24 protein-coding genes are annotated in these 20,252 nt (G+C 66.3%); 5 read left to right on the top strand and 19 right to left on the bottom strand.

Going from position 1 to position 20,252, the window contains the following annotated elements; all coding sequences use genetic code 11:
• Positions 1–26 precede the first annotated feature (26 nt).
• The 7 genes from LDO29_RS18805 to LDO29_RS18775 form a co-directional block, all read right to left on the bottom strand.
• Positions 27–251 carry a DUF2970 domain-containing protein gene (locus tag LDO29_RS18805; RefSeq protein ID WP_224081307.1) on the bottom strand — a complete coding sequence of 75 codons (225 nt, stop codon included), beginning with the start codon at positions 249–251 and terminating at the stop codon, positions 27–29.
• Between the two features lie 37 nt (positions 252–288).
• Entirely contained in the window at positions 289–903 is a 615-nt protein-coding gene (locus LDO29_RS18800; protein ID WP_224081306.1) for a cytochrome c oxidase assembly protein, read from the bottom strand.
• A 17-nt stretch (positions 904–920) separates the two neighbouring features.
• Positions 921–1,052, bottom strand: coding sequence for a cytochrome oxidase small assembly protein (locus tag LDO29_RS18795; protein ID WP_211956060.1), 132 nt, complete (start codon positions 1,050–1,052; stop codon positions 921–923).
• A gap of 62 nt (positions 1,053–1,114) precedes the next feature.
• Positions 1,115–2,722: a cytochrome c oxidase subunit I gene (gene ctaD, locus LDO29_RS18790; RefSeq protein ID WP_224081305.1), complete on the bottom strand. Its 1,608-nt coding sequence runs from the start codon at positions 2,720–2,722 to the stop codon at positions 1,115–1,117.
• A gap of 38 nt (positions 2,723–2,760) precedes the next feature.
• A complete protein-coding gene (coxB, locus tag LDO29_RS18785) occupies positions 2,761–4,026 on the bottom strand; it encodes a cytochrome c oxidase subunit II (RefSeq protein ID WP_224081304.1) in 1,266 nt (421 codons plus the stop codon).
• A 58-nt stretch (positions 4,027–4,084) separates the two neighbouring features.
• The gene (locus tag LDO29_RS18780; protein ID WP_224081376.1) at positions 4,085–4,594 is read right to left on the bottom strand and encodes a DUF2244 domain-containing protein; all 510 of its coding nucleotides are present in this window, start codon (positions 4,592–4,594) and stop codon (positions 4,085–4,087) included.
• 291 nt (positions 4,595–4,885) lie between these two features.
• Positions 4,886–5,887, bottom strand: a complete 1,002-nt coding sequence (locus LDO29_RS18775; protein WP_396022688.1) for a methyltransferase domain-containing protein — start codon at positions 5,885–5,887, stop codon at positions 4,886–4,888.
• Between LDO29_RS18775 and LDO29_RS18770 the strand changes: the two genes are divergently transcribed.
• Both LDO29_RS18770 and trmL read left to right on the top strand, forming a co-directional pair.
• Positions 5,822–6,646, top strand: coding sequence for a ComF family protein (locus tag LDO29_RS18770; protein ID WP_224081302.1), 825 nt, complete (start codon positions 5,822–5,824; stop codon positions 6,644–6,646). The genes LDO29_RS18775 and LDO29_RS18770 overlap by 66 nt on opposite strands.
• Before the next feature lie 119 nt (positions 6,647–6,765).
• Positions 6,766–7,236: a tRNA (uridine(34)/cytosine(34)/5-carboxymethylaminomethyluridine(34)-2'-O)-methyltransferase TrmL gene (trmL, locus tag LDO29_RS18765; protein WP_224081301.1), complete on the top strand. Its 471-nt coding sequence runs from the start codon at positions 6,766–6,768 to the stop codon at positions 7,234–7,236.
• Positions 7,237–7,245: 9 nt separating this feature from the next.
• Here the strand turns inward: trmL and LDO29_RS18760 are convergent, their stop codons facing one another.
• The 5 genes from LDO29_RS18760 to LDO29_RS18740 form a co-directional block, all read right to left on the bottom strand.
• Positions 7,246–8,223: a Bug family tripartite tricarboxylate transporter substrate binding protein gene (locus tag LDO29_RS18760; protein ID WP_224081300.1), complete on the bottom strand. Its 978-nt coding sequence runs from the start codon at positions 8,221–8,223 to the stop codon at positions 7,246–7,248.
• Positions 8,224–8,254: 31 nt separating this feature from the next.
• The gene (locus tag LDO29_RS18755; protein ID WP_224081299.1) at positions 8,255–9,271 is read right to left on the bottom strand and encodes an NAD(P)H-dependent glycerol-3-phosphate dehydrogenase; all 1,017 of its coding nucleotides are present in this window, start codon (positions 9,269–9,271) and stop codon (positions 8,255–8,257) included.
• 111 nt (positions 9,272–9,382) lie between these two features.
• Complete coding sequence (secB, locus tag LDO29_RS18750) at positions 9,383–9,901, bottom strand: protein-export chaperone SecB (RefSeq protein WP_224081298.1); 519 nt, start codon at positions 9,899–9,901, stop codon at positions 9,383–9,385.
• 129 nt (positions 9,902–10,030) lie between these two features.
• Positions 10,031–10,288, bottom strand: a complete 258-nt coding sequence (gene grxC / locus LDO29_RS18745; RefSeq protein WP_224081297.1) for a glutaredoxin 3 — start codon at positions 10,286–10,288, stop codon at positions 10,031–10,033.
• 103 nt (positions 10,289–10,391) lie between these two features.
• On the bottom strand, positions 10,392–10,805 hold the full coding sequence (locus LDO29_RS18740; protein WP_224081296.1) for a rhodanese-like domain-containing protein: 414 nt from the start codon (positions 10,803–10,805) through the stop codon (positions 10,392–10,394).
• Positions 10,806–10,982: 177 nt separating this feature from the next.
• On the opposite strand from LDO29_RS18740, the gene gpmA reads away from it, so the two are divergent.
• The 3 genes from gpmA to LDO29_RS18725 all read left to right on the top strand — a co-directional run bounded on the left by gpmA (position 10,983) and on the right by LDO29_RS18725 (position 14,316).
• Positions 10,983–11,729: a 2,3-diphosphoglycerate-dependent phosphoglycerate mutase gene (gene gpmA, locus LDO29_RS18735; RefSeq protein ID WP_224081295.1), complete on the top strand. Its 747-nt coding sequence runs from the start codon at positions 10,983–10,985 to the stop codon at positions 11,727–11,729.
• A gap of 171 nt (positions 11,730–11,900) precedes the next feature.
• Complete coding sequence (locus LDO29_RS18730; RefSeq protein ID WP_224081294.1) at positions 11,901–13,499, top strand: S41 family peptidase; 1,599 nt, start codon at positions 11,901–11,903, stop codon at positions 13,497–13,499.
• Positions 13,500–13,566: 67 nt separating this feature from the next.
• The gene (locus tag LDO29_RS18725) at positions 13,567–14,316 is read left to right on the top strand and encodes a HesA/MoeB/ThiF family protein (protein WP_224081293.1); all 750 of its coding nucleotides are present in this window, start codon (positions 13,567–13,569) and stop codon (positions 14,314–14,316) included.
• Here the strand turns inward: LDO29_RS18725 and mnmH are convergent.
• From mnmH to LDO29_RS18690, 7 genes are all read right to left on the bottom strand, one after another.
• Entirely contained in the window at positions 14,313–15,413 is a 1,101-nt protein-coding gene (mnmH, locus tag LDO29_RS18720; protein WP_224081292.1) for a tRNA 2-selenouridine(34) synthase MnmH, read from the bottom strand. The genes LDO29_RS18725 and mnmH overlap by 4 nt on opposite strands.
• Positions 15,413–16,456: a selenide, water dikinase SelD gene (gene selD, locus LDO29_RS18715; RefSeq protein WP_224081291.1), complete on the bottom strand. Its 1,044-nt coding sequence runs from the start codon at positions 16,454–16,456 to the stop codon at positions 15,413–15,415. The genes mnmH and selD overlap by 1 nt, the downstream gene beginning before the upstream one ends.
• Before the next feature lie 148 nt (positions 16,457–16,604).
• Positions 16,605–17,084, bottom strand: coding sequence for a bacterioferritin (bfr, locus tag LDO29_RS18710; RefSeq protein ID WP_224081290.1), 480 nt, complete (start codon positions 17,082–17,084; stop codon positions 16,605–16,607).
• A gap of 125 nt (positions 17,085–17,209) precedes the next feature.
• On the bottom strand, positions 17,210–17,515 hold the full coding sequence (locus tag LDO29_RS18705) for a (2Fe-2S)-binding protein (RefSeq protein WP_318035512.1): 306 nt from the start codon (positions 17,513–17,515) through the stop codon (positions 17,210–17,212).
• A 211-nt stretch (positions 17,516–17,726) separates the two neighbouring features.
• Positions 17,727–19,487, bottom strand: coding sequence for a phosphoenolpyruvate--protein phosphotransferase (ptsP, locus tag LDO29_RS18700; protein ID WP_224081288.1), 1,761 nt, complete (start codon positions 19,485–19,487; stop codon positions 17,727–17,729).
• A gap of 49 nt (positions 19,488–19,536) precedes the next feature.
• Entirely contained in the window at positions 19,537–19,806 is a 270-nt protein-coding gene (locus LDO29_RS18695) for an HPr family phosphocarrier protein (protein ID WP_211958745.1), read from the bottom strand.
• Positions 19,775–20,230 carry a PTS sugar transporter subunit IIA gene (locus LDO29_RS18690; RefSeq protein WP_224081287.1) on the bottom strand — a complete coding sequence of 152 codons (456 nt, stop codon included), beginning with the start codon at positions 20,228–20,230 and terminating at the stop codon, positions 19,775–19,777. Before LDO29_RS18690 ends, LDO29_RS18695 begins: the two co-directional genes overlap by 32 nt.
• Positions 20,231–20,252: the final 22 nt, after the last annotated feature.

Genomic DNA, 20,252 nt, shown 5'->3' with positions numbered 1-20,252 from the left:
GCTTTTCTGTCTACCCTACTTCCCTGCTATGCCGCGGCCGAACTGACCACGGCACGTACGATCGTGATGAGGATCGCGATGAACACCGCTGCCGCGATCACCCCGGCAATGACCACATGCACCGGGTTCAGCTTCGCCATGTCGTTCTCGTGCGCCGCGCCCTTGCGCAGGCCGATGAACGACCACAATACCGCGCGCATGGTCTGCACGAACGACATCTTGCGCTTGACCGCGTCCTTCAGTTCGTCCACGGCATCTCCTCTGCCTCTACCCAGCTTCTACCCTGCCTCAGCCGCCGCTGCGTGCCGCGGGCGGGCTATCCAGCTCACCCTGCGGTGCCTGTGCCACCGGCGTACCCACTTCAAAGAAGGTGTACGACAGCGTGATGTTCTTCACATCCTTCGGCAGCTTCGGATCGATCACGAACACCACCGGCATCTCGCGCGCTTCCTTCGCCTTGAGCGTCTGCTGCTTGAAGCAGAAGCACTCGAGCTTCTTGAAGTACTCGGTCGCCTGCTTGGGCGCGTAGCTCGGGATCGCCTGCGCCGCGATGTCGCGCGACTGTCCGTTGGCCACTTCGTAGACGATCGTCGCCATCTCGCCCGGATGCACTTCCATGCTGTTCTTCACCGGACGGAAGGCAAAGGGCCCGCGCGCGTTCGAATCGAACTCCACCGTGATGGTGCGGCTCGTGTCGACCTGCGTGTTCTTGAGCGAGCCGCCATACAGCTCGCGCGTGGTCACCACATTGATCCCGGTGAGATCGCAAATCTTCTTGTACAGCGGCACCAGCGCGTAGCCGAACCCGAACATCACGCCGACGATTACCACGAGCCGCAGCATCATGCCGCGGTTGAAGCGCTTGTCGGCTTCGTGGTTCTGCCCGTGCTGATCGACGCTCATCCCGCTACCTCGCAGCTTCAGCCAAGGAAAACCATCTTGGCGAAGAACCCCAGAAAGAAAACCACCACGATCGACAACAGGATCAACCCCAGGCGCCGGTTGGCGGCTTTCTGGTCTGCTTGCGATGGGTTTTTTTGTGGAGCCTGCATCTTGTGTTACCTGCCGGCACGGAAGGCGGCTGGCGCCCTCCGTGCCTTGTTGCGTTCAGTGCTTAGCGAACTTGCGGCGGCACTTCAAAGGTGTGGAACGGGGCCGGCGACGGCACGGTCCACTCCAGGCCCTCGGCACCATCCCAGGGCTTGTCCGCGGCCTTCTCGCCGCCACGGTACGACGGCAGCACCACGAAGAAGAAGAAGTACACCTGCATCAGGCCGAAGCCCAGGGCTCCGATCGACGCGATCGCGTTGAAGTCCGCGAACTGGGTCGGGTAGTCGGCATAGCGACGCGGCATGCCGGCCAAGCCCAGGAAGTGCATCGGGAAGAAGGTGACGTTGAAGAAGATCAGCGAACCCCAGAAGTGGATCTGGCCGCGGGTTTCGTTGTACATGAAACCGCTCCACTTCGGGCCCCAGTAGTAGAAGCCCGCGAACAGTGCGAACAGCGAGCCCGCCACCAGCACATAGTGGAAGTGCGCCACGATGAAGTAGGTGTCCTGCAGCTGGATGTCGATCGGGGCCACCGCCGGCATCAGGCCGGTGAAGCCGCCGATGGTGAACACGAAGATGAAGCCGATCGCGAACAGCATCGGGGTCTCGAACGTCATCGAGCCGCGCCACATGGTGGCGATCCAGTTGAAGATCTTCACGGCCGTCGGCACCGCGATCAGCATGGTCGCGTACATGAAGAACAGCTGGCCCGTCACCGGCATGCCGGTCGTGAACATGTGGTGCGCCCACACGATGAACGACAGGATGGCGATCGAGGAGGTCGCGTACACCATCGAGCTGTAGCCGAACAGGCGCTTGCGGGCGAAGGCCGGCACCACGTGCGAGATGATCCCGAATGCCGGCAGGATCATGATGTACACCTCGGGGTGGCCGAAGAACCAGAAGATGTGCTGGTACATCACAGGATCGCCGCCGCCGGCGGCCGAGAAGAAGCTCGTGCCGAAGTGGCGGTCGGTCAGCACCATGGTGATGGCGCCTGCCAGCACGGGCATCACGGCGATCAGCAGGTAGGCGGTGATGAGCCACGTCCAGCAGAACATCGGCATCTTCATCAGCGTCATGCCCGGGGCGCGCATGTTGAGGACGGTCACGATGATGTTGATCGAGCCCATGATCGACGACGCGCCCATGATGTGCATGGCGAAGATGGCCATGTCCATGCCCGGGCCCATTTGCACCGACAGCGGCGCGTACAGCGTCCAGCCGGCGGCGGTGGCGCCGCCCGGGGCGAAAAACGAGCCGGCCAGCAGCAGCGCCGCGGGCGGCATCAGCCAGAAGCTGAAGTTGTTCATGCGCGCGAACGCCATGTCGGATGCGCCGATCTGCAGCGGGATCATCCAGTTGGCGAAGCCCACGAAGGCCGGCATGATCGCGCCGAACACCATGACCAGGCCGTGCATGGTGGTGAACTGGTTGAACAGTTCGGGGCGGAAGAACTGCAGGCCCGGCTCGAACAGCTCCAGGCGGATCAGCAGCGCCAGCACGCCGCCCGACAGCAGCATGGTGAACGAGAACAGCAGGTACAGCGTGCCGATGTCCTTGTGGTTGGTGGCGAACAACCAGCGGCGCCAGCCATGCGGGTGATCATGCGCGTGGTCGTCATGCGCATGATCGTGCGGGTGGCCGATTGCGTCGGGGGTAGCAGTACTCATCGCAAATGCTCCTCTAATCCTGTCCTGTCTTCAGCCGGTCAGCCCGCGGTGCGGTTGCCCGCGGTGCTAGCCTGCTTGCTGCCCTGGTCCTTGGCGGGCGTGGCTTCCGCCTTCGGTGCGTCGCCGCCTGCAGCGCCGCCGCCTTCGGGGAACTTGCCGGCGCGGGCATTCATGAAGTCGCTGGGCTGGATCACTTCGCCGGTCTTGTTGCTCCAGCTGTTGCGCACATAGGTCATCGCTGCAGCCAGTTCGGTATCGGACAACTGCTTCCACGACGGCATGGCGTTCTTGCCTTCCAGCATGATGTGCATCTGGCCAGCCTTCGGGCCGTTCACGATCTTGGAGCCGTCCAGCGCCGGGAACGCACCGCCGCCCTTGCCGTTCGGCTGGTGGCAGACCGCGCAGTTGGCGGTGTAGACCTTCTCGCCGCGGACCTTCATTTCGTCCAGCGTCCAGGTCTTGTTCGGATCATCGGCCTTGGCAGCCATTTCCTTCTTCTTGCCGTCGACCCATTTGGTGTAGTCGGCGTCGGACACGACGCGCACGACGATCGGCATGAAGGCGTGCTCCTTGCCGCAGAGCTCGGCGCACTGGCCACGGTACACGCCGACCTTCTCGGCCTTGAACCAGGTGTCGCGCACGAAGCCGGGGATCGCATCCTGCTTGACGCCGAAGGCCGGGATCATCCAGGCGTGGATCACGTCGTTGGCCGTGGTGACGATGCGCACCTTCTTGTTGACGGGCACCACCAGCTCGTTGTCCACCTCCATCAGGTAGGTGTTGGACTTCGGCGCTTCGTTGTTGATCTGTTCGCGCGGAGTGGTCAGGGTCGACACGAAGGAAATGCCTTCGCCCTCGCCCTTCAGGTAGTCGTAGCCCCACTTCCACTGGTAGCCGGTGGCCTTGATGGTGACATCGGAGTTGGTGGTGTCCTTCATGGCCACCACGGTCTTGGTGGCCGGCAGGGCCATGGCGATCACGATCAGGAACGGGACGATGGTCCAGACCACTTCGACCGTGATGCTTTCGTGGAAGGAGGCGGGCTTCGCACCCTTGGCCTTGCGGTGCGTGAACACGGAATAGAACATCACGCTGAACACGGCGACGAAGATCACCGTGCAGATGATCAGCATCATCCAGTTCAGCCAGTGAATCTGCTCGGCGATCTTGGTGACCGGCTCGGTCAGGTTCAGCTGACGCACGGCGGGACCGCCGGGCATGTCACTGACCGCCAGGGCCGCCTGGCTGGCTAGCAGGGATGCGCTCGCCAGACAAACTGCGGATGCCTTCTTCCACATTTTCATTTGTTATCTACCCAATTTACAGATTCAAATCTGTCCCCGCCTCCGCCCCCGCCACCTCTCAGAGGCGGCGCAGGGCCGCTGCGAGCTCCTGGGCGAACTTGCGCCGCTTGTTCAGGTCCAGATAGCACCCCACCTGTACAACGCGCCCGCCCGAGCGCAGCGTCACCAGCGCACAGGGCGATTCCCCCAGTTCGACCCGCACCCAGTGCGGGTTGAATTCCTGGCGCGTCAACCGCTGCGCACTGGCTGTCTCCACGACCAGCACGCCGTCGTTGATGCTGACACGCTCATAGTCCGTCGCATGACGCGCATACACAAGCAGAGCAATCCCCAGTCCGAGCAGGTCCAGACCGGCAAACGGCAGCACGAGCCAGGACCCTTGCACCGCGAAAAACAACGCGATGGCAAGCGAGACAGTGAAGATCGAGAGGTAAAACCAGCCGACCTGGCGTGGGGAAAGCGAGCAATTCCGCTTCATCAGCCAGTCGTGGGGCGCGGGGGGAGGTCCGTCGAGATTTCCGCCGGAGTCACCACTTGCCGTCTGGAGTGCGATACCCAAGTCTTGCATCGCCAACCACTCTGCATCGGATGCACACCCGGGACGATTGCGCCCCAGGTGCACCGTGCGAGTGCAACTCCAGGACGTTCTTGTGCCAGGGGACCACTGCGACAAACTGGCGCATTATAGGGCGCTTCGCATACACGGACAAGACCGCACATTGACCAAGGCGCTTGCGCGCCGTAAGGATTTGTGCTTGACCACCACCGATGAAATGCCCCGCAAAGCCAATACCGGCGCGGCTTCGCGGGCAATCGGCCCGCCCTGTCCCTACACGGAAGTCAATTCAGTCATAACCGCTCAGCGCCGCGGCCGGGCCCGGCCGATCTTGTCGAGCGGCACGACCGCGCGGCCCAGTTCGTCCACCTGCTGCGCACCACGCGGGGGCAGTTTCCACGCGTGGCCATAGACGATCTCGAAGGTCAGCGGAATCACGCCGTCGGCATTGCGCCGGCGGTCCAGCGCTGCGCATGCCGCCTCGTACCAGCGCCGGCCATGCAGGCCGGCACGGCGCGCATCGGGGTGCGCGCGCAAGCCACCGAAGGCCTGCACCTCGCGCAGCAGCGTCTGGGGCGACTCATAGGTCACGGTCAGCGTTTCCATGTCCATGACCGGCGTGGACCACCCGCTGTGCACCAGCATGTCGCCGATGTCGTGCATGTCGACAAATCGCAACGTATGGCTCACGGCATCGACTTCCGCGAAGGCTGCGCGCAGTTCGCCCAGCGTGTCGGGCCCGAACAGCGAAAACATCACCAGGCCTTCGTCGCGCGTCACGCGGTGCCATTCCGGGAACACGCGGTGCGGCTCCGGATGCCAGTGCAGCGCCAGGTTGGACCACAGCAGGTCGAAGCTGCCGGGCGCAAAGGGCAGTGTGGCAAGATCGCCCTGGACCAGGTCGAACAGCGGGCGCTTGCCGAGCAGGCGGCCGACCCAGCCGGGCCGCCGCTGCGGATCGCGCTGGCCCGCTTCGGCGAGCATCGCGCCGGAAATATCGAGACCGGCGATCTGCGCGTCGGGAAAGCGTGCGCGCAGGCCCGCAAGGCCCTGGCCGTGCCCGCAGCCGATGTCCAGCGCGCGTTGCGGCGACAGGCGGACCACTTCCATGCGCTCCTGCATGCGGCGGCCGATTTCGCCGAGCAGGAAATCGAGCTGGCCAAACGCGGCACTGCGCCGGTCGAAGGCCAGCCGGGTCAGCCGCGTGGGCGGCAGGAAGGCATCGGGAGAATCGGCGGCATGCAGGGACACGGGAAAACCAGGCAACAGGAAAACAGGGAAGCAGCGGCAGCACCTGCCGCGCATGGCAGCCGCACCCCTTGGCGGGCGGCTGGACGGCAAGTATACGCGCGTGCCGCGAAAGCCGCCGGACAGGTCCGCGGGCTGGCGCGCGCACTGCTGCCGTGCGCATGCGCGCTGTGCGGCGTCGTGCAGGACGAGGTGGTCTGCCGTGACTGCGCCGCCGAGCTCCTCTATCCGGTATCGCGCTGCCCGGTCTGCGCGATGGGTATCGCGCCCGGCCAACCCTGCGCGGCGTGCGCACAGCATCGGCCCGCGTTTGACCAGGCATTCACCCTGGGCGACTACGCCCTTCCGCAGGACTCGCTGGTACTGGCCCTCAAGTACGGCAAGGTGCTGCCGCTGGCCGGCTGGCTCGCCGCCGCACTCGCGCACCGCGTACAGGCTGCGTTGCGCGCCGGCGCGCCAATGCCGGACCTGCTGGCGCCCATCCCGCTGTCGCCGCGGCGGCTGGCCGAACGCGGCTTCAACCAGGCCTGGGAGATCGCCCGGCCACTTGGGCGCGACCTGGGTATCGCCAGCGACCCGGTGCTGCTGGAGCGCCCGCGCGACATTGCCACCCAGCACCTGCTGGATCTCGCCCAACGCCAGATGAACGTGCGCGGCGCATTCCGCGTGGCTCGCCCGCTGCCGCTCGCGGGCATGCACGTCGGCCTGGTCGATGATGTGATGACGACGGGCGCCACGCTGGACGAAGCGGCGCACACGCTGAAGGCGCACGGCGCGGCCCGCGTCAGCGTGATCGTTGCGCTGCGCACGCCATGACAGCCCGATAGCGTCAGGACCAAGGCGGCGGATGACAGCGCCGCGGGCGCGCGGTAAGCTGCGCACCGTTTTTTGAGATGCCGGGGCCAAGGCGCCCCGCCCTGCCAAGGAAATCCCCCATGTTCCACGTCGTCCTGGTCGAACCGGAGATCCCGCCCAACACCGGCAATGTGATCCGGCTGTGCGCCAATACCGGCGCGCAATTGCACTTGGTAAAGCCCTTGGGATTTCCGCTGGAAGATGCCCGCATGCGGCGCGCGGGACTCGACTATCACGAATACGCGACGATGCGCGTGCATGAGAGCTGGGACGCACTGATGGCCAGCGAGCAGCCCGATCCGGCACGCATGTTCGCGCTCACCACGCACGGCTCGACGCCATTCGGGCAGGTCAGCTTCCAGCCCGGCGACTGGTTCGTATTCGGCTCGGAAACGCGCGGACTCGCGCCCGAGCGGCGCGAGTGGTTCCCGCCGTCGCAGCGCATCCGCCTGCCGATGCGGCCCGACAACCGCAGCCTGAACCTGTCGAATACGGTGGCCGTGGTCGTGTTCGAGGCGTGGCGCCAGAACGGCTTTGCCGGCGGCGCCTGAGCGCCAGCGCTATTCCGGCTGCACGCCCGCGGCGCGGATCACCTTGTCCCAGCGCACCTTCTCGCTCGCCATGGTCTGGCGCAGCGATGCCGGCGCCGTGCCTGCCGGCACGAAATACTGCGCGCGCATCTTCTCGCGCACATCGGCGCTGCCGATGATGGCGACCAGTTCGCGGTAGAGCCGGTCGATGATCGCCGGCGGCGTGCCCACCGGCGCCAGCACCGCCTGCCACGAAATCGCCTCGAAACCCGGATAGCCGGATTCGGCAACGGTCGGCACCGAGGGCAGCACCGCCGTGCGGCCGGTGGTGGTCACCGCGAGGATGCGCAGCTTGCCCACGTTGACGAGCGGCATCGCAATGGCCGGCACCATGAAGCCGGCCTGGATCTGCCCGCCCACCATGGCCGTGGTGACCTGCGGAAAGCCCGGATACGGCACGTGCTGCAGGTCGATGCCGGCCATGGCCTTGAGCTGCTCCATGGCCAGGTGCGCGGCGCTGCCGTTGCCGACCGAACCGTAGTTCAACGCCCCGGCCTTTGCCTTCGCCAGCGCCACGAACTCGTGCACGTTGTGCACGGGCAGGCGCGCATCGACCACCAGCACATTGGGCGACGTCGCCACCAGAGTAATCGGGGCAAGCTGGCGGAACGGGTCATAGCTGAGGTTGCGCGACAGCGATGGCGCCGTCACCAGCGGCCCGTTGATCGTGAACAGCAGCGTGTAGCCGTCGGGCGCGGCCTTGGCCACCATGCCGGTGCCGATATTGCCGCCGGCGCCCGGGCGGTTTTCCACCACCACCGGCTGCCCCAGCGTGGCCGCCAGCTTTTCCGTGAGCAGGCGCGCGATCAGGTCCGGGGATGATCCTGCCGGGAACGGCACCACCATGCGCAGCGGCCGCGATGGCCAGGTGTCGGCCCAGGCCGGGGAAACTGCGCCGGCGGCGCAGGCGCAGGCAAGCGTGATCAGCGCGTGGCGGCGGGAAGTCATATCGGAACGGGTCGGAAAAGACTGGATGGAACTATTCGTCGCGCGCATCGCGCTGCAGGAGCTGCGCCACGGCATCGGCGGCGCTCAGGCCTTCGAACAGCACCGCGCAAACGGCGCGCGTGATCGGCATCTCCACCTTGTGGGCAGCGGCCAGCGCCGCCACGGCCGGCGCGCACCGCACGCCTTCGGCGACATGCCCGAGTCCGGCCAGGATCTGCTCCAGGCTCTGCCCGGCCGCCAGCTGCTGGCCAACCTTGCGGTTGCGCGACAGGTCGCCGGTGGCCGTCAGGATCAGGTCGCCCACGCCGGCCAGGCCCATGAAGGTCTCCGCGCGTCCGCCGAGCGCCAGGCCCAGCCGCGTCATTTCGGCCAGGCCGCGCGTGACCAGTGCCGCGCGCGCATTCAGGCCCAGCCCCAGGCCATCGCTGGCGCCGGTGGCAATGGCCAGCACGTTCTTCACGGCGCCGCCGACCTCGACGCCGGTCAGGTCGTCGCTGCCGTAGATACGCATGGCGTGGTGGTGGAAGGCGGCCTGCGCGCAATCGGCCAGCGCCGGGACGCTGCCGGCAACCGTCAGCGCGCACGGCAGGCCCAGCGCCACCTCGCGGGCAAAGCTGGGGCCGGTCAGCACGCCGTAGTCGAATCCGCTGGTACGGCCGGCGACGTCGAGCTCCTCGCGCACCATCTGGTGCGGCAGCGCGTGCGTGCCGGCCTCGAACCCCTTGCACAGCCACAGCATGCGGACATGGCCATCGCCTCGCGTCGCGAGCCTGCGGGTCATCTCGCGCAGGCCAGACACCGGCGTGGCCACAACCACGAGGCCATCCGGATCGCCGGCGGCATGACCGACCGCCCGTTCGAAATCCGCCTCCACGCGCAGCCGCGGCGACAACTTTACGCCGGGCAGATAGGCCTCGTTGCTGCCGCTTGCCGCCATGGCGGCAAGCTGGGCGGAATCACGCCCCCACAGCACCACGTCATGGTTGGCGGCAGCGTGGCTGGCGAGTGCGGTGCCCCAGGCACCCGCACCGAGGAAGGTCAGTTTCATGGCGGCTCGAACGGTGGATCGGCGCAATCGATGGTAATCCGGCGCGCACGCCCCGGAAAGGCAAAACGGGGCCGCAGCCCCGTTTCGTCAGGCAGTGCGGGACTGCCGGGATCAGTGGCGAGCCTGGCTGCCGTCGGGCATCACGATGCCGCTGTTGCCGCCGCCGGCGGCCTGGGCTTCTTCCATGGCAGCCTGCAGGCGCTGCTCGTACAGGGCCTGGAAGTTGATTTCCGACAGGTGGATGGCCTGGAAGCCCGCACGCGTGATGACGTCGGCAATGTTGCCGCGCAGGTACGGGTACAGGATGGTCGGGCAGGCAATGCCCAGCAGCGGGTCGAGCTGCTCGACCGGCACGTTGCGGATGTCGAAGATGCCGGCCTGGTGCGCTTCCACGAGGAAGGCGACCTTTTCCTGGACCTTGGTCGTCACGGTGCCCGTCACCACCACTTCGAAGATGCCTTCCTGCAGCTGCGAAGCGGCCACGTTGACCTGCACTTCGACCGACGGCGCTTCCGATTCCAGGAAGATGGCCGGCGAGTTCGGCTGCTCGAGCGACATGTCCTTGAGGTACACGCGCTGGATGTTGAAGAAGGGTTGGTCTTCCTGCTGGGTGTTTTGCTGGTCGCTCATGAGAGGCTTCCGGGATGGGCGTTGGGCGCGGCGGCCGGCTGCGGCACGAGCCTGCGCCCGGTTGGAAAACGCATATGGTACATGACGCGGGTGCCAATATCACCCGCGCCGGGCGGCCGGGTTGCCGGCTCAGGCAGCCAGCAGCGGCGTCAGGCCACCCTGGCGGTCCAGCGCGGAGAGATCGTCGAAACCGCCAACATGGGTGTCGTCGATATAGATCTGCGGCACGGTGCGGCGGCCGGTGCGCGACATCATTTCCTCGCGCTTGCCGGGTTCGCGGTCGATCAGGATCTTCTCGATCGTCTCGACGCCCTTGGCCTTGAGCAGGCGCTCGGCCATCTGGCAATAGGGGCACACCACCGTGCTGTACATGACGACGCGGGCCATGCGGAATCTCCTTCGATACTCAAACATCAAACAAACGCCACCAGCCCCGCGGCACGCGGGATCCGGCGTGATATGACGGACAAGCCGGCCAGGCTGGCGCGGCTTACTTGACGACCGGGAGCCCGGCCTGCTGCCAGGCGGCGATGCCGCCTTCGAGCGCATAGGTCTCACTGTACCCGGCTTCCTTGAGTGCTGCCTGGGCCTTGCCCAGGCCCTGGCCGGTCTGCGATACCACGATGATGGGGACGGCCTTGTCCTTTGCAAGGCCGGCCGCGCGCGACGCCAGGTCGGCCACCGGTGCGCTCTTGGCCTGTGGCAGGTGACCCTTGGCATACTCGGCGGCCTCGCGAATGTCTACCACCACGGCGCCTCGCTTGTTGATCAGCTGGGTGGCGGCGGCCGTATTGACGGCCTTTCCGCCCGTACCGCGGGCAATCGCGGGCCAGGCCAGCAGGCCGCCCGAGACCACGGCGAGGGCGATCAGGGCGAGGTTGTTATAGTCGGCGAAGAAATTCACGTTGGCATTCCGTTGGGTTGGGTCGGCGGCATTATAAAATACGCGGTTTGGCGTCCGGGCATCCGCCGCCAGGCCCGTAACAGCCATTGTCGCCCCATTGTCGCCTCCCTGACACATGGCGGCACCGATGCGGCGGCACCGGCGCACGCAGGTTACCTACTCTCTGGAAGCAGCAGCATGTACAAGCTTGTCCTCATCCGCCACGGCGAATCGACGTGGAACCTCGAAAACCGCTTCACAGGCTGGGTCGACGTCGACCTGACCGATACCGGCGCCGCCCAGGCACGCCAGGCCGGCAAGCTGCTCAAGGAAGCCGGCTTCGCCTTTGACGTGGCCTACACTTCGGTGCTCAAGCGCGCCATCCGCACGCTGTGGCACGTGCAGGACGAAATGGACCAGATGTGGATCCCGGTGCGCAACGAGTGGCGCCTGAACGAGCGCCACTACGGCGCGCTGGCTGGCCTGAACAAGGCGGAAACCGCTGCCAGGTTCGGCGACGAGCAGGTGCTGGTGTGGCGCCGCAGCTATGACACCCCGCCGCCGGCGCTGGAGCCGACCGATCCGCGTGCCTCATACGACGATCCGCGCTATGCCAACGTGCCGCGTGAACAGATCCCCCTCACCGAGTGTCTGAAGGACACCGTGGCCCGCGTGCTGCCGCTGTGGAACGAATCCATCGCTCCCGACATCCAATCGGGCAAGCGCGTGGTCATTGCCGCTCACGGCAACAGCATCCGCGCCTTGGTTAAGTACCTGGATCAGATCTCGGATGACGATATCGTCGGCCTCAACATTCCCAACGGCACCCCGCTCGTCTACGAGCTGGACGCCAGCCTGCGCCCCCTGCGCCACTACTACCTGGGCGACCAGGAAGCCATCGCCGCCTCGCTGGCAGCCGTGGCCAGCCAGGGCAAGGCCCGCTGAAGGCCCGCCGGGCGGCATGCACCAGCCATGGTGCGGCCGCCCACCGACCGCCGGTACGTGACAGGCCTTTTTCTTCACACCCACTTATACTGTCGGACAAACCGCCCCGCGCCCGGCGCGTGGCGGCGGCAGCCGGCATAATCCCTCTACGTACACGTTCAGGCAGCCCTCATGCGTAAGACGCTCAAGAACATCAGCCTCGTTTCGGTCGGACTTGTCGCCGGCGTGCTGGCCACGCTGCAGATTTCGGCCACCGCGCAGAATTCGTCCGGCCCCTTGCCGCTCGACCAGTTGCGGCTGATGGCCGACATCTTCGGGCAGATCAAGCGCGAGTATGTGGAGCCGGTCGATGACAAGAAGCTGCTGACCGAGGCCATCAAGGGCATGGTCGCCAGCCTCGACCCTCACTCGGCCTACCTGGACGAGAAGGACTTCAAGGAACTGCAGGAAGGCACGCGCGGCCGCTTCGCCGGCCTGGGCATCGAAATTTCGCAGGAAGAAGGCCTGGTCAAGGTCATCAACCCGATCGAGGACACGCCCGCCTTCCGCGCCGGCATCCAGCCCGGCGACCTGATCACCCGCATCGACGACAAGCCCGTACGCGGCCTGCCGCTGGAGCAGGCGGTCAAGCGCATGCGCGGCGAGCCGGGCACCAAGGTCACGCTGACCATCTATCGCAAGAGCGAGGAGCGGACCTTCCCGATTTCCATCACCCGTGCCGAGATCCGCGTCCAGTCGGTCAAGACCAAGATGCTGGACAACAACACCATCGGCTGGGTGCGCCTGACGAGCTTCCAGGAACGCACGGTGGCGGACCTGGGTCGCAGGCTGAACGACATGGCCCAGAAGAACCCGAACCTGAAGGGCATCATCCTGGACCTGCGCAACAACGGCGGCGGCGTGCTGCAAGGCGCAGTCGGCGTGGCGGCGGCCTTCCTGCCGGAAGACTCGACGGTGGTGTCCACCAACGGCCAGGTGCCCGACGCCAAGCGCGTGTACAAGGCGACGTTCAACAACTATCGCCTCTCGTCGCTCGAGGATGATCCGCTCAAGGACCTGCCGGCGCTGTACAAGAAGGTTCCGATGATCGTGCTGACCAATGCCTATTCGGCGTCGGCGTCCGAGATCGTGGCCGGCGCGCTGCAGGACCACCACCGCGCGCTGATCATGGGCAAGACCACGTTCGGCAAGGGTTCGGTGCAGACGGTGCGGCCGCTGACCAATGACACCGGCATCAAGCTGACCATCGCGTACTACTACACGCCGACGGGCAAGTCGATCCAGGCCAAGGGCATCCGCCCAGACATCCCGGTCGACCAGAACCCGGAAGGCGATCCGGACGACGCGCTGATCACGCGCGAGATCGACACCGAGCGCCACCTGCACAACAAGCAGGAATCGGAAGAGCCGGAAATGAACGAGCGCGAACAGCGCCGCGTGGAAGAACTGCGCCGCCTGGAAGAGGAAAACGCGAAGAAGACGCCGGAAGAGCGCGAGAAGGAACGCCGCAAGAAGCCGGTGGAATTCGGCTCGGCCGACGACTTCATGCTGCAACAGGCCATTGCGCAGCTCGACGGCCAGCCGGTCAAGCGTTCCAAGTCGCGTCTGGAAACCAATCCGCCTGCCGACAAGCCGGCCAAGTCCGCGACGCCGAAGAAGGGGGCCAGCGCCCCGGCGGCCAAGCCCGCCGCGCCGGCTCCCGGCAAGCAGCCGCCGGCCAGTGCGCCGATCGGCGAACCGCTGGGCACGCCGACCGGCAAGGCGCCCTGAGCGGCACCCTGACCAGAAGCGGCCCCACGGGGCCGCTTTTTACATTGCACGCCCTGAGCATCACGCCATGAACGACGATCAACTGCTGCGCTACTCGCGCCATATCCTGCTCGATGAACTCGGCATTGAAGGCCAGGAGCGCCTGCTGGGCGCCCACGCCCTGGTGATCGGCGCCGGCGGCCTGGGCGCCGCTGCGCTGCCCTACCTGGCGTCGGCCGGGGTGGGCCGGATCAGCGTCGTCGACAACGACCACGTGGACCTGACCAACCTCCAGCGCCAAATCATCCACACCACGGAAAACGTTGGCCGCCTGAAAGTGGAATCGGCGCGCGAAGGCATGCTGCGCATCAACCCGGGCGTGCAGGTGGAGGTCATTGCCGCGCGCGTCGGCGATGCCGAGCTGGACCAGCTCGTGGCGCAGGCCGACGTGGTGCTCGACTGCTGCGACAACTTCGCCACGCGCCAGGCCGTCAACCGCGCCTGCGTACGCCACCGCGTGCCGCTCGTATCCGGTGCGGCGCTGCGCTTCGACGGCCAGATCAGCGTTTTCGACCGGCGCCAGGATGACGCGCCGTGTTATGCGTGCCTGTTCCCGCCATCAGAACCCGCGCCGGAAGTGGCATGCGCCACCATGGGCGTGTTCGCACCGCTGGTGGGCATGGTCGGCACCGTGCAGGCGGCCGAAGCGCTCAAGCTGCTCAGTGGCGTGGGCCAGAGCCTGGCCGGCCGGCTGCTGATGGTCAACGCGATGACGATGGAGTGGACCACGATGCAGCTCGCACGCACGCCTGACTGCCCGGTCTGCTCGGGACACTAACGCGCGGAACGCTCGCGCAGCCAGGCCGCCACAGCGGCGCGGTCGCCGCGGAATACGATGCGCGCCGCGCGGCTCTGCTGCTGGTACGCATACATCGGGTCGTAGTAATCGCGCAGCAGCACTTCGATCCAGCCGCGGTGCAGGCCGGTTTCACCGCGTTCAGCCTGGCTGGACAGCGCCTGCTCAAGCAATGCTGAAAGCCGCGCGTAGCGCTCGCCGCCGAGGCGCGGGGCAATGGCCGCCATGGCGTCACGCAGACGGGCGGCATAGGCATCAAACCCCGCAGACGGGCCGAACCGGTCGATATGCTCCGAGGCCAGGCCCAGCACATAGTCACGCAACACGCGCTCCACCCGCTCTTCGAACGACGCTTCCAACCACACCAGCGGACTGGCCTGCATGCGCTGCCACAGCGCCTTGGGCAAATCGCGGCCACCGATGAAGCGGCCTTCGTCCTCGACCACCAGCGCGTGGTAGCCGGCATCGGCACGCCGCAGCAGGTCGATGGCCAGCGCATTCTCGAAGCCGATCTGCGGCGGCTGCGCCTGCGCGCGGCGGCCGAATGCGGAGCCGCGGTGGCGGGCCAGGCCTTCCAGGTCCACAGCCGCCGGCAACTCGGCAATGACGTCGGTCTTGCCGGTGCCGGTCAGGCCGCCCAGCACCAGGAAATCCTTCGTGGCCGCGGCGTCCGCCGTCACGTCCATGAGGAAGCCGCGCATGGCCTTGTAGCCGCCCACCACGCGCGGATAGTCGATTCCCGCTTCGTCGCGCAGCCACTGCTGCACGATCTGCGAGCGCATCCCGCCACGGAAACAGTACAGGTAGCCGTCCGGATGCGCACGGGCAAAGCCGGCCCATTCGGCAATGCGCGCGGCCTTGAGATCGCCGGATACCAGGCGGTGGCCGAGTTCGATCGCCGCCTGCTGTCCCTCCTCGGCGTAGCAAAGGCCGACCAGGTGCCGCTCCTCGTCGTTCATCAGCGGCAGGTTGACGGCGCCCGGGAAGGCCCCGCGCGCAAACTCCAGCGGTGCCCGCACATCCATCATCGGTGCGCCGCTCAGGAACACCCGCCGGAAGTCGCCGGTATCCTCGCGCATCAGACGACCTCTACCGCATACTCCCCGCGCGCGCCCAGCTCGCCGATCGGGGCAAGATCCAGTCCCAGCCGGGTGCAAGCCTCAAGGAACGCCGCCTCGCCGGCCGGCTCCACGGCCACCAGCAGTCCGCCGCTGGTCTGCGGATCGCACAGCAGGGCACGCTGCCCGGCATTGAGCGCGCCGATGCGGTGTCCATAGCTGTCGAAATTGCGCTGGGTGCCGCCCGGCACGCAGCCGGCATCGATATAGCGCAGGATTTCGGGCAGCACCGGCACCGCCGCAAAGTCGAGCCGGGCGCTCAGGCCGCTGCCGTCGGCCATTTCGACCAGATGGCCAAGCAGGCCGAAGCCGGTCACGTCGGTCATCGCGCGCACGCCCGGCAGCCGACCGAACGTGCTGCCCGGCCGGTTCAGCACGCACATCCAGTCGCGTGCCACGTGGACATGCTCGGGCCGCAGCACCCCCTTCTTCTCGGCGGTGGTCAGCACGCCGATGCCGATGGGCTTGGTCAGGTAAAGCCTGCAGCCCGCAGTGGCCGTGTCGTTGCGCTTCATGTGGGCACGGTCGACCATACCGGTAACCGCCAGCCCGAAGATCGGCTCCGGCGCATCGATGGAATGGCCGCCGGCGAGCGGAATGCCGGCGTCATCGCACGCCTTGCGGCCACCCGCCACGACTTCGCGTGCGACCTCGGGCGGCAGCACATTGACCGGCCAGCCCAGGATGGCAATGGCCATCAGCGGGTCGCCACCCATGGCGTAGATATCGCTGATGGCATTGGTCGCGGCGATGCGGCCGAAGTCGAACGGGTCATCGACGATCGGCATGAAGAAGTCCGTGGTGGACACCACGCCGCGCCCGCTGTCCTCGCCGTCGATGGCATAGACGGCGGCGTCATCGCGCGAGGCATTGCCGACCCACAGGCGCGGATCCAGGTTCTGCGCGCCGCTGCCGGCCAGGATCACGTCGAGCACCTTGGGGGAAATCTTGCAGCCACAGCCGGCCCCGTGGCTGTACTGCGTCAGGCGGATGGATTCGGCCATGGTCACGGCTCCTGTACGGCGGTCTGGATGGAGAAGGGAATTGGAATGAGAAGGGTTACAGCAGGCGGGCAAGCAATTCGGCGGCGCCCGGACGCGCCACGCGGGGATGCCGGCCACCCGCTGAGGCAGCCCGGCAGGAAGCGGCGGCTTATTGCTCGCCCGGCTCCATCTGCGACTGCAGGTAGTTCTGCAGGCCGACCTTGTCGATCAGGTCCAGCTGCGTCTCCAGGTATTCGATGTGCTCCTCGGTGTCAGTGAGGATATCGACCAGGATCTCGCGGCTGACGTAATCGCCAACGGATTCGCAGTAGGCAATGCCTTCCTTGACGGTGGCGTGCGCGCCCTGCTCCAGCTTCAGGTCGCACTTGAGCATTTCAGGCGTGTCTTCGCCGAGCAGCAGCTTGTGCAGGTCCTGCAGGTTGGGCAGGCCGTCAAGCATCAGGATGCGCTCGATCAGCCGGTCGGCATGCTTCATTTCGCCGATGGATTCCTTGTACTCCACGTCGCCGAGCTTCTTCAGGCCCCAGTGGCGATACATGCGGGCGTGCAGGAAATACTGGTTGATCGCGGTCAGCTCGTTCTTGAGCTGGGCATTCAGATGCTGGATGACCTTCTTGTCACCTTTCATGGTGGCTCCTGTGCATCGGGCCCGCGCAAAAATACGAACGGCGCCAGAGGCGCCGTATGCAGTCGAATGAAAATGCGAATGCGCAAAAACGCACCGCGAACCGCTATGTCAGTTCATGGGCGCGTTCAAGCGACCAGCTCCTGACGCTGGTCGTTCGCGACTGCCGGGTCCCGAGTGTCCATTATGGTACATGGGGCCGACACGGAACAGGTAGAAATCTCCACAACCTGGATGCTCGCGATCGTGGCCGCGGTCGCATTGCGCACGGCTGCAACGCCCTCCTGCAGCACCTGGTGGGCGCACTCGCGGCACCGGCCGCAGCAGGTCCCGACGCCAAGCGTTTCGGCCAGTTCGTCGAGGGTCTCGACGCCCAGGTGAACGGCACCGTGAATTTCACGATCGGTAATCTGGTTGCAGATACAGACGTACACAACTCCCTCCTTGGGGGCTGGCGGCACCGGCATGCCGCTCGAATGAACGTCAGAATATCAAAGATCGAAAATGATAACAATTCCCATTAAGCCACATATATGTAAGCGGGATTTGCATCACTTTTCGCATCGCCATAAGCCGATTTTGGCGCACATTTCGTACCTGAAAGTGATGATTGCGCGCCAGGCTTGCGGAAAAACCCTTCAAATTCTAGGGCTTAGCGAGTTGCCGCAGGACGGCGGCCTGCTCCTCGGGATCGTAGGCGTTGAGCACCTGGTCGACGAGCGGCTCCAGACGCGTGCAATCGGCATGCAGGACTTCCTGCTTGACCCGCAGCAGCTGCGCCGGATGCATCGAGAATTCGCGCAGGCCCATGCCCAGCAGCAGCCGCGTCATGCCCGGGTCGCCGGCCATCTCGCCGCACACCGCGACCGGCACGCCGGCCCGGTTGGCTTCGCGGATGGTGCGGGCAATCAGCTGCAGCACGGCCGGATGCATCGGATCGAACAGGTGCGCCACGGCGTTGTCGGCGCGGTCGATGGCCAGCGTGTACTGCGTCAGGTCGTTGGTGCCGATCGACAGGAAATCCATGCGCTTCAGGAACAGCGGCAACAGCAGCACCGCGGCCGGGATCTCGATCATGGCGCCGACCTTCAGGCCGGGATCGTAGGGCAAGCCGCGCTCGTCGAGCTGGCGCTTGGCCTGCGCGAGCAGTTCCAGGGTCTGGTCGATCTCGCGCGCATGCGACAGCATCGGTACCAGCAGCCGCACCGGTCCGAAGGCCGAGGCGCGCAGCAGCGCGCGCAGCTGCGTCAGGAACATGGCCGGCTCCGACAGCGACCAGCGGATCGCACGCAGCCCGAGCGCCGGGTTCAGCGCGGTCTCGAAGTCATCGCTGCGCCCGTCGAGCGGCTTGTCGGCGCCAATGTCGATGGTGCGGATAGTCACCGGCAGGCCGTGCATGGCCTCCACGGCCGCGCGGTAGGCGGCGAACTGCTCGTCTTCGCCGGGCAGGTCGCCACGCCGGTTCATGAACAGGAATTCGGAGCGGAACAGGCCTACGCCCACGGCGCCCGCCGCCAGCGCGGCGCCGGCGTCCTCGGCCATCTCGATATTGGCCAGCAGGTCGATTTCCTGGCCGTCCAGCGTGACCGCCGGCGTGTGCCGCAAGCGCTGCAGGCGCTTCTTTTCCAGCGCGCGCTCGCTCTGGCGATGGCGGTATTCCTCCAGGATGATGGCCGACGGATCGACGATCACCAGCCCGGCGTCGCCGTCGACGATGATCCAGTCGTCCTGGCGGATCAGCTCGCTGGCGCTCTGCACGCCGACCGCGGCGGGAATGTCCAGGCTGCGCGCGACGATGGCCGTGTGCGAGGTGCGGCCGCCCAGGTCGGTCACGAACCCGTGGAATACCGTGTGGCGGAACTGCAGCATATCGGCCGGCGCGATGTCGTGAGCGACCACGATCACGCCCGGCGCCGGCTCGCCATCGGCGGCCAGGGCGGGAACCGGCGCGGGTGCCAGCACGGGCGCGCCGGCCAGCACCTTGAGAATGCGCTCCACGACCTGCTGGATGTCGGCCTTGCGCTCGCGCAGGTATTCGTCCTCGATCTCTTCGAACTGGCGCATCAGCTCTTCGAGCCGCGTGGTCAGCGCCCACTCCGCGTTGTAGCGGCGCCCGCGGATCAGGGCTTCGGGCTCGCGCGACAGCGCCTCGTCGTCGAGGATCATCGCGTGTACGTCCAGGAAGGCCCCCATCTCTTCGGGCGCGTCGCGCGGCAGGTCGCGCTTGAGCGCGGCCAGTTCGGCCCGTACCGCGGCGCGCGCGGAACGCAGGCGCTCCACCTCGTCGTCGAGCCGGTCTTCGTCAACCAGGTAGTGCGAGACATCCAGCGCCGCGGGCGCCAGCAGATGGGCGCGGCCGATGGCGACGCCGCGCGAGACCGGGATGCCGTGCAGGGCAAATGACATGTGCCGCTCCGTCAGGAACGTTCAGGAAAGCATTGGGGCGCGGCGGACCTCACTCGCCCTCGCCAAAACGGTTGGCAATCAGCGCCAGCAGCGCGTCCATCGCCTCCTGCTCGTCCGGCCCGTCGGTCTCGATGGTCACGGTGGAGCCGATCCCCGCCGCGAGCATCATCACGCCCATGATGCTCTTGGCATCGACTTGGCGTCCATTGCGGGACATCTTGACCTGGCTCGCGAAGCTGCCGGCCAGTTGCGTCAGCTTCGCGGATGCGCGGGCGTGCAGCCCGAGCTTATTGATGATGGTTGTGTCCCTCTGCAGCATATCGGTCGGGATGGTTGGCTGTTTGATTTTGTACGGTTGTAGTGCCGACCTGCAGCACGCCCTGCGAACCACCGGCCAGCGCCTTGGCCACCAGCTGGTCGAGCTTTTCCCCGCGATAGCAGATGGCGCGCACGAGCATCGGGAGATTGACGCCGGCGAGCACCCGGACACGGCCCGGCTCCGCCAGTTTGGCCGCGATATTGGCCGGCGTAGCCCCGAAAATGTCGGTCAGCACCAGCGCGCCGTTGTCTTCGCAGACGGCATTGAGCCGCTGCCGGGCTTCGGCAAGGACGGCGGCAGGATCCGCGTCGGGAAGGACATCGATGGCCTCCAGCCGCTGCGGCTGGCCGCAGTAGACGTGGGCGGCGCAATCGCGCAAGGCCGAAGCCAGGGGAGTGTGCGCGATGATCAGAATTCCTGCCATGATGGTGAATCCGTTGGACTGG

The organism is Cupriavidus laharis (assembly GCF_914271435.1).
GTDB lineage: Bacteria > Pseudomonadota > Gammaproteobacteria > Burkholderiales > Burkholderiaceae > Cupriavidus > Cupriavidus laharis.
This window is presented reverse-complemented; position numbering and strand designations above follow the sequence as displayed.

What these genes read in the sequence shown, in the direction of transcription:
- ctaD (WP_224081305.1), bottom strand. Translation starts at nt 2,722, where the DNA reads ATGAGTACTGCTACCCCCGACGCAATCGGCCACCCGCACGATCATGCG.
- LDO29_RS18770 (WP_224081302.1), top strand. Translation starts at nt 5,822, where the DNA reads ATGCAGGGACACGGGAAAACCAGGCAACAGGAAAACAGGGAAGCAGCG.
- selD (WP_224081291.1), bottom strand. Translation starts at nt 16,456, where the DNA reads ATGGCCGAATCCATCCGCCTGACGCAGTACAGCCACGGGGCCGGCTGT.
- LDO29_RS18730 (WP_224081294.1), top strand. Translation starts at nt 11,901, where the DNA reads ATGCGTAAGACGCTCAAGAACATCAGCCTCGTTTCGGTCGGACTTGTC.
- LDO29_RS18690 (WP_224081287.1), bottom strand. Translation starts at nt 20,230, where the DNA reads ATGGCAGGAATTCTGATCATCGCGCACACTCCCCTGGCTTCGGCCTTG.
- coxB (WP_224081304.1), bottom strand. Translation starts at nt 4,026, where the DNA reads ATGAAAATGTGGAAGAAGGCATCCGCAGTTTGTCTGGCGAGCGCATCC.
- grxC (WP_224081297.1), bottom strand. Translation starts at nt 10,288, where the DNA reads ATGGCCCGCGTCGTCATGTACAGCACGGTGGTGTGCCCCTATTGCCAG.
- LDO29_RS18760 (WP_224081300.1), bottom strand. Translation starts at nt 8,223, where the DNA reads ATGACTTCCCGCCGCCACGCGCTGATCACGCTTGCCTGCGCCTGCGCC.
- LDO29_RS18695 (WP_211958745.1), bottom strand. Translation starts at nt 19,806, where the DNA reads ATGCTGCAGAGGGACACAACCATCATCAATAAGCTCGGGCTGCACGCC.
- secB (WP_224081298.1), bottom strand. Translation starts at nt 9,901, where the DNA reads ATGAGCGACCAGCAAAACACCCAGCAGGAAGACCAACCCTTCTTCAAC.
- gpmA (WP_224081295.1), top strand. Translation starts at nt 10,983, where the DNA reads ATGTACAAGCTTGTCCTCATCCGCCACGGCGAATCGACGTGGAACCTC.
- mnmH (WP_224081292.1), bottom strand. Translation starts at nt 15,413, where the DNA reads ATGCGCGAGGATACCGGCGACTTCCGGCGGGTGTTCCTGAGCGGCGCA.
- LDO29_RS18725 (WP_224081293.1), top strand. Translation starts at nt 13,567, where the DNA reads ATGAACGACGATCAACTGCTGCGCTACTCGCGCCATATCCTGCTCGAT.
- LDO29_RS18795 (WP_211956060.1), bottom strand. Translation starts at nt 1,052, where the DNA reads ATGCAGGCTCCACAAAAAAACCCATCGCAAGCAGACCAGAAAGCCGCC.
- ptsP (WP_224081288.1), bottom strand. Translation starts at nt 19,487, where the DNA reads ATGTCATTTGCCCTGCACGGCATCCCGGTCTCGCGCGGCGTCGCCATC.
- trmL (WP_224081301.1), top strand. Translation starts at nt 6,766, where the DNA reads ATGTTCCACGTCGTCCTGGTCGAACCGGAGATCCCGCCCAACACCGGC.
- LDO29_RS18780 (WP_224081376.1), bottom strand. Translation starts at nt 4,594, where the DNA reads ATGCAAGACTTGGGTATCGCACTCCAGACGGCAAGTGGTGACTCCGGC.
- bfr (WP_224081290.1), bottom strand. Translation starts at nt 17,084, where the DNA reads ATGAAAGGTGACAAGAAGGTCATCCAGCATCTGAATGCCCAGCTCAAG.
- LDO29_RS18755 (WP_224081299.1), bottom strand. Translation starts at nt 9,271, where the DNA reads ATGAAACTGACCTTCCTCGGTGCGGGTGCCTGGGGCACCGCACTCGCC.
- LDO29_RS18775 (WP_396022688.1), bottom strand. Translation starts at nt 5,887, where the DNA reads ATGCGCGGCAGGTGCTGCCGCTGCTTCCCTGTTTTCCTGTTGCCTGGT.
- LDO29_RS18800 (WP_224081306.1), bottom strand. Translation starts at nt 903, where the DNA reads ATGAGCGTCGATCAGCACGGGCAGAACCACGAAGCCGACAAGCGCTTC.